At 43.0% G+C, this 7,094-nt stretch carries 6 protein-coding genes and 1 pseudogene; all 7 read right to left on the bottom strand.

Annotation, left to right across the window (positions count from 1 at the left end; all coding sequences use genetic code 11):
• Nucleotides 1–150: 150 nt before the first annotated feature.
• The 7 genes and pseudogenes from QUA16_RS34755 to QUA16_RS34725 all read right to left on the bottom strand — a co-directional run bounded on the left by QUA16_RS34755 (nucleotide 151) and on the right by QUA16_RS34725 (nucleotide 6,988).
• Nucleotides 151–1,233, bottom strand: a complete 1,083-nt coding sequence (locus tag QUA16_RS34755) for an ABC transporter ATP-binding protein (RefSeq protein ID WP_333109171.1) — start codon at nucleotides 1,231–1,233, stop codon at nucleotides 151–153.
• Nucleotides 1,234–1,365: 132 nt separating this feature from the next.
• Nucleotides 1,366–2,229, bottom strand: a complete 864-nt coding sequence (locus QUA16_RS34750) for a carbohydrate ABC transporter permease (protein ID WP_333109168.1) — start codon at nucleotides 2,227–2,229, stop codon at nucleotides 1,366–1,368.
• 71 nt (nucleotides 2,230–2,300) lie between these two features.
• A complete protein-coding gene (locus QUA16_RS34745) occupies nucleotides 2,301–3,209 on the bottom strand; it encodes a sugar ABC transporter permease (protein WP_333109166.1) in 909 nt (302 codons plus the stop codon).
• A gap of 156 nt (nucleotides 3,210–3,365) precedes the next feature.
• Nucleotides 3,366–4,682 (bottom strand): ABC transporter substrate-binding protein, encoded by a 1,317-nt coding sequence (locus tag QUA16_RS34740; RefSeq protein WP_333109164.1) that lies wholly within the window; start codon nucleotides 4,680–4,682, stop codon nucleotides 3,366–3,368.
• A 387-nt stretch (nucleotides 4,683–5,069) separates the two neighbouring features.
• Nucleotides 5,070–5,153, bottom strand: coding sequence for a transposase (locus QUA16_RS37100; protein WP_445305425.1), 84 nt, complete (start codon nucleotides 5,151–5,153; stop codon nucleotides 5,070–5,072).
• A 39-nt stretch (nucleotides 5,154–5,192) separates the two neighbouring features.
• Nucleotides 5,193–5,917: pseudogene (locus tag QUA16_RS34730) on the bottom strand (IS1 family transposase).
• A gap of 198 nt (nucleotides 5,918–6,115) precedes the next feature.
• Nucleotides 6,116–6,988, bottom strand: a complete 873-nt coding sequence (locus tag QUA16_RS34725) for an MBL fold metallo-hydrolase (protein WP_333109163.1) — start codon at nucleotides 6,986–6,988, stop codon at nucleotides 6,116–6,118.
• Between the last annotated feature and the right edge of the window lie 106 nt (nucleotides 6,989–7,094).

Raw genomic sequence — 7,094 nt, 5'->3', positions numbered from 1 at the left:
GATTTTAAACCATCCTAATCTTCCTTCAGTCTTGTCTTATGGTACTTTGGCTGCTTAAAAACTGTCCGGAGTATTGTTAGAAGCAAAAAACATATTTTTATACACATGGTTAGACAATTTTTAATCAATCATGCTATGCAGGGCAAATTCTTATTGCAAGCGATCGCCCGTTTTCACGTCAAACCAGTGCAGCAACTGAGACGGAAAAACCAGCTCTACAATTTCCGAATTCCAGTGGCGGTCATTTGGCAGCAAAGCCCGCACCGTTACTGACTCCACACCTTTAACTCGGACGCTAACTAAATTTTGCATTCCTAAGTTTTCCACTAAAAAAACCTCACCTTTAATTGCCTCTGGGGCCAACATATTGCCGGCCTCTACATCTCCAAAGCCGACGTGTTCCGGGCGAATTCCTAACACAATTTCTGGCGGCACAGTCGGCATATCTGGTAGTCGAACTCGAAAATCGCCCAAAATTGCAAAATTGCCCTGGCATTTAAGCACTAGCAAATTCATTTGCGGGCTACCCACAAAACCAGCTACAAACTGATTTGCCGGACGGGTATAAATTAAGTGTGGCGGATCTAGCTGCTGCACGTTGCCGCTGTTGAGAACTGCGACTTTTGTAGAAAGCGTCATTGCTTCGGTTTGGTCGTGAGTTACGTACACTACAGGAGCTTTTTGGGAGGAAAACAATTGTTTGAGTTCTGCCCTAACTTTTTCCCGTAATAATGCGTCGAGATTGCTCAAAGGTTCGTCGAGCAAAAATACTTCCGGTTGGCGCACTAATGCGCGGCCAAGGGCGACTCGCTGCCGCTGTCCGCCTGATAGTTTTCCGGGTTTGCGATCGATTAATTCCGTCAATCCTAGGGATGTTGCAACTTCTGTCACTAACCGGTTGATTTCACCGGAGGAAATTTTGCGAAGTTTGAGGCTCGATGCCATATTCTCGTATACTGTCATGTGCGGATAAAGGGCGTAACTTTGAAAAACCATTGCTATATCGCGATCGCCCGGTCTGAGATAAGTGACATTGCGATCGCCAATTCTAATCTCGCCTCTAGTCGGCTGTTCTAACCCTGCAATTAACCGCAGCGTCGTAGATTTGCCACACCCCGACGGCCCCAGCAAAGTCAGAAATTCCCCTTCGCTGACATCCAAACTGATGTCTTTTACGGGAACTACTTTAGGGCTGTAGGTTTTATTGAGGTTTTTGAGTTGCAATTTTGCCATGATTTTTAAAGTGTTGACTGTTGACTGTTGACTGTTGACTGTTGACTGTTGACTGTGTTGTTTGACTCGTTCCCAGGCAGAGCCCAGGAACCAGTTCAATGTAAAATCTAAAATCTAAAATCTAAAATCGATTTATCCTTTTACAGCTCCCGCAGTTAAACCTTGAACGATGCGCCGCTGGAACACCAAAACCAGCAAAACCAAGGGCAAAGTTCCCAAAACGGTAGCTGCGGCGATCGGGCCGTAAGGAATCTCAAATACTGACACCCCGCTGAGTTGAGCCGTGGCGACGGGAATAGTTTTCAGAGATTCGCGAGTCATAAATGTTAGTGCAAATATAAACTCGTTCCAAGCTGAAATAAATGTCAAAATTCCCGTTGTGACTAAAGCGGGAAATGTCATCGGTAGCACGATTTGCCACAGCATTTGAAAAGTGTTGTAGCCGTCAACTTTAGCGGCATCTTCCAAATCTTTGGGCAACTGTTGAAAGAAACTCCGCATCACTAAAATTGTCAGCGGCAAATTGATAGCAGTGTAAGGAATAATTAATGCTAAATAATTATTGCCTAAACCCAAAGCTTTGACAATTTCCAGCAGTCCCAAAAATAGCAGCACCGCCGGAAATAGCGTCACAATCGTCACAGTTGCCAGGATGATTTTCTCGCTCCACAGCCGCAACCGGGCTAAAGCGTAAGCTGCGGGAGCGCCTACTGCTAAACACAGCAATGTTGAAGTAATGGAAACAAAAGCGCTATTTAAAATGTAAAGTGCAAACGGGCGGCGCTGGAACAGCGACAGGTAATGCTCGAAAGTAATTCGTTTGGGAATGTAGACGTTTGGAATCGCCGAAATATCCGCATTTACCTTGAAAGAAGTTAACACTTGCCAGATTATGGGTGCGAGGAAATATGCGACAATTAAGAGCGCTGAGATTGGCAAGATTAATTGCCGGATGTTAAAGGTTTTTTTTGTGGGTTGTTCGCTGGCGATCGACATAATTTATACCAATGAAATAAAAGTGCAACTGTTGGTTATCTAAAATCTCAAATCCCCAATCTAAAATCGTCTTAGTTTCCTCCGGCTGCATTGGTGCGGGCTCTCGATAACAGGTAAGCGGCGATCGCAACTGCTGCCACTAACATCAAAAAAGTACACACCACCAAAGCCGCCCCGTAGCCAAAGTCTAAATACCTCATTACCGTGCTATAAATGTAGATAGAAACCGTCTCCGTTGCCCCCGCCGGCCCCCCTCCCGTTATCACCTGAATTAAGTCAAAAATGCCGAAAGCTTGGGCAAATCGAAACAGCAAAGCAATCACAATTTGCGGCATCAGCAGGGGCACGGTAACTTGACGAAAACTCTGCCAGCTACTCGCGCCGTCAATCGCGTGGGCTTCGTACAAATCACCGGGAATTGATTGCAATCCTGCTAGCAAAAGCAAGCTGACAAAGGGCGTCGTTTTCCACACATCCGCTGTAATTACTGCCATCATTGCCAAAGTCGGATCTCCCAGCCAGCTAATGCTATTTTGAATCAATCCTAATCGCCTCAAAATGTCGTTAATTACGCCGTATTGGTCGTTAAAAATCCACGCCCAAGCTACTCCCATCAATGCAGTCGGCAGCGCCCAAGGTAGCAAGGAGATTGTGCGAACAATGCCGCGCCCTGCGAAGGATTGATTTAAGACTAAGGCAATACCCATACCGAGAATTAATTCCAGTAAAACTGAGGCTACTGTAAATACTGTGGTGTTGCCTAAAGTTTGCCAGAAACGCCCGTCGCCTAACATTCGACTGTAGTTAGCAAAACCGGAAAAAACCAGTTTTAATTCAGTACCGAGGTTTTGGGTGAATAAACTCAGCCAAAAAGCGCGCAATATTGGGTAAGCAAATACTAGCATCAGAATTATTAAAGCTGGTGCTACTAATATCCATCCGGTTTTTTGTTCGCGCTGTCGCATCTTGTCTAATTGCATATTGTTCACCTTTAATTTATTTTGGGGCGGGCTAGAAGCCCAACCCCTACTCCCCACAATTGAATTAACTTTTTGTGAAACAGGCCGGAAAGCCTGTTTCTAACTCTTTGTGGAACAGGCATCTTGCCTGTTTCTAACAGAGGCAAGATGTCAAATTTACGAAGCTTTGGGTTGTTTCAAACTGCCTAATAAATTACGAGTTTCGCTAGCTGCTGCTTTCATTGCTTGTTCTGCACTCATTCTCCCGGTAAAAGCTGAGCTCAAATAACGCTGCAAAATATCAGAAGCTTGAGCATATTGTGCCAGGGGCGGGCGCAAAGCTGATCGTTCCACTACTTTTAGCAGTTGCGGGTAGTGGGGATATTTGGCGACTATTTCTTTGTTGGTAAATAGGGATTTGTAACTGGGCACTAAACCGGTTTGTATAATAAATTTGCGCTGGGTTTCCTCGCTGGTAAGGTATTTAATTGCTTTCCACGCTTGTTCTGGATGTTTTGAGGTTTTGGCAATTCCCCAGCCCCAGCCGCCCAAGCAGGAACCGCCTGTTTTACCGGTACTGCTGAGCATTGGCTCGATCGCAATTTTGCCTCTAACATTCGATCCTTCGGCATTTGCCAGCTTCCAAACATAGGGCCAGTTTCGCAAAAACAGTGCTTTACCGTTTTGAAACAACAGCCTGGTTTCTTCTTCGCCGTAGGTGGTGACACCCGGAGGAGAAATGCCAGAGGCGATCGTATTTTTGAGAAATTCCACTGCTTTAATTGCCTCCGGTTTATCTAACCCAACTTCAAAAGTTTGAGGGTTTGCCCAGAAGCCACCAAAACCGGAGAGCACTTCGACAAACATCGCAGATACTCCCTCGTATTGTTTACCTTGCCACAGATAACCCCAAGTTGCTTTTCCCTGTTTCTGCAAGTTTTGAGAGATTTTTACCATCTCTTCAAAGGTTTTCGGCGCTGGAATTTTCGCTTGTTCTAAAATGTCTTTGCGGTAATAAAGCATTCCGGCATCGGAAGCGTGGGGAATTCGGTAAAGTTTGCCCCGATACCGCCCGCCTTCGACGTTACCTTGGATGAATTTTGATAGTTGTTCGGGGGAAATTCTGTCTGTCAAATCGCTTACCCAACCTGCGGCTGCAAATTTGGGAACCCAGACAATATCCATGTTGATGATGTCGTAGGGCGATTCGCCTAAAAGAAAGGCAGATGTGTAAAGATTTTCTATGAGGTTGCTGTCAAAAGGCCCTTCTATGAGGTTGATGCGAATGTCGGGGTTTTTCTGTTCAAATTCTTTGACAAAGGGTCTCCAGTTAACAAGGTCTTGACCTTGCATTAACATGGTAATCACGACTGGCTGTTGAGTCAGTGCCGGCAGAATAAATAAAAGCAAGACGGTGGCTAATGTGACAGCGAATAAGGCTAAAAGACGGGGAAGCTTCTGGCTTCGTTGCAGCAGGGAATGTATTTTTTGCATTTGCTTTTGAGAAGTGGCTGTGCGATCGCCTTCTTTCTCTCATAACTCGCTTTCTTTTGTTTCGCTGGATTTAGCGAGTTTGTGCAATAAAAATTTAAGTAAACTTTAGCTTACTTAATAATGCTTGAGTTAAAAGTGCAAATTTTGATTTAACACTCTCGATAGCGAGTTAAATCAACATCTATCTACAGAGAGATATTGAGAGAATTGTCTAATATAGGAATCCTTGCAGGAGTCGTAAATTTTTTACCCCACCCCAACCCTCCCCGAACTCGCGGGGAGGGAGTAATACATTCACGGGTCTTCCTTAATTGGTATGCCAAACTAACAATTAAAATGCCAAGTAAGCCAACATCTATTTTTGTAGTTTTCCAAATTCCTAAAGCCCTATCCAGAACGTTTTATTAACTTAAGCTTATTGTTAATACTTTCAACAATACCACTTGTTGTCCTATTATCAAAGTAAGCAATTCTCTCGTCGGTAGTGATAAATATGTAGTGATTAAATATTCATTGGCTCAAAACATAGTTGTAATGATGAATAAAATACCAAATAGCACCAATATGGTTTTCTAACTTTTTAGAAAATGAAAGAGTCTTTCTTACGATCCGAGAAACACGTTGGCGCAAAGTATTATTATATCTTTCAATGTGATTAGTTTTTCCCCTGTCTTTACCAACTGGCTGATGGCGTAGCGAAGGAAAAATACAAGCATAAGCCTGCCAATAATCTGTATAGCAAACAGCACATTGTCGATAAACAGGAGGTAGAGAATTCCCTAATTGTTTTGCTCCTTCTTCGCTACGAGCGCCAATATAAACACCAATAATTTCTCTGGTTTCTCTATTCATTGCGGCGCCAGACCCATTGCTTATTTTCTTTGCCATCTACAAATGACCCCAGTTCATCACATTCAACATTAAATCGGACTTGTTTTTTAGGTTAAACCTTTACTGTGCGTTCGATTGAGGCATATTTATTATTTACATAATCCTGTAACCATTTTTGAGAAACACCCGTGCTTCTAGCTATACCAGTCAAATAAATCTTCTCCAAAAGAAGTCGATCTATTAAATATGATTGTTGGTGAGCGAATTACTTTGTTGGTCGGATTTTAGACAAATTGGCTACCGCAACTTTGACATTTGTATTTGGGTTTTTTATTATGATTTCTACCATTTTTAACTATGTGATTTGAACCACAATTAGGGCAATTTGGTCGTGAGGGTAGCATATTATATGACTACACTAATATTGGCAGATACCAAGGATTCCAGCAAGAGTTACTTATGATAGCATAACTGTAACTCAATCTACATTCGAGCGCGTAAAGAAATATTAAACTCACAAAATTTGATTTTGTGAGTTATAAAATTATCCTATGTATTCAATTACTGTAATTAAAATTCACTACATATTTATTACGACCCTCTTAAGCATCGAGCATCCAAGCAATACACTTTTGCATTTGATTGCTCATTGTTTGTCGATCGGCATTATACCTGCGGCCGTGTCCCGGCAACACCCATTCAAACGAGTAATTAGCCAAATTCTGCATAGATTTGATTTGTTCGGGCCAAGAATACCAACAGACATCGTGAAAGCCAACTAGCTGCTGCAAACTTTCCGACCAAGCAAGATGATCGCCTGTGAACAAAAACTTGTTATTGTAAAGCAAAACTGTGTGACCTTTCGTGTGACCTGGCACCGATATAATCAACAAATCATCTGCTAGTTGATACGGTTCGGTGGGCGACAATTGCATTTCTACACGGCAAGTATCAGCGTTAATTTCGTCATAATGAATGATGCGATCGCACCCAAAATGATCGTGGTATAGTTGATGATCTGCCACATCATCGCCGTGAGTCAAGTACATATAGCGAATGCCGCCCATTGCTTCTATGTTTTTAACTAGCGGCGGCACAAAACGGGGAGAATCAACTAAAATGTTTCCTTCGGGGCGGACAATTAAATAGCTGGCTGCGGCGTAGGATGTCTCTGAGTGGTAGCCGCAGTGATAGACATTTTCTGCTACGAGTGCTGGTAACAGTTGCTGGGCTTCTTTGATCCTTTTGGGTTTTTCTACAGTCCCGATCGAACTTGTGGGACAAGACAAAAGAGCCGCGAGCGATCGCATTTCTTCACTTTCATTAGTTGGCTGGTGGTAAACCGCAGACTGTTCTCCCGCTTGAGTAAATACTTCAGGTGCCATCCACCGACAAGTATCACAGTCAATGCAGGTATTGTCTACATAAAAGTTACCGTTAATATTCTCAGAACGCCTCCGATTAATGTTAGCCATTTTTCTACCTCTTAATAACCCATATAAATTATAGCCTTTCTCAGAAAGATGAGGTACAATAACAGCAGTGTGTAAACCAGTTAAAAATATTTGACGATGTAACCTG

Origin of the sequence: Microcoleus sp. S13_C3 (assembly GCF_036700905.1) — a bacterium.
Classification (GTDB): Bacteria; Cyanobacteriota; Cyanobacteriia; order Cyanobacteriales; family Microcoleaceae; genus Microcoleus.
This window is presented reverse-complemented; position numbering and strand designations above follow the sequence as displayed.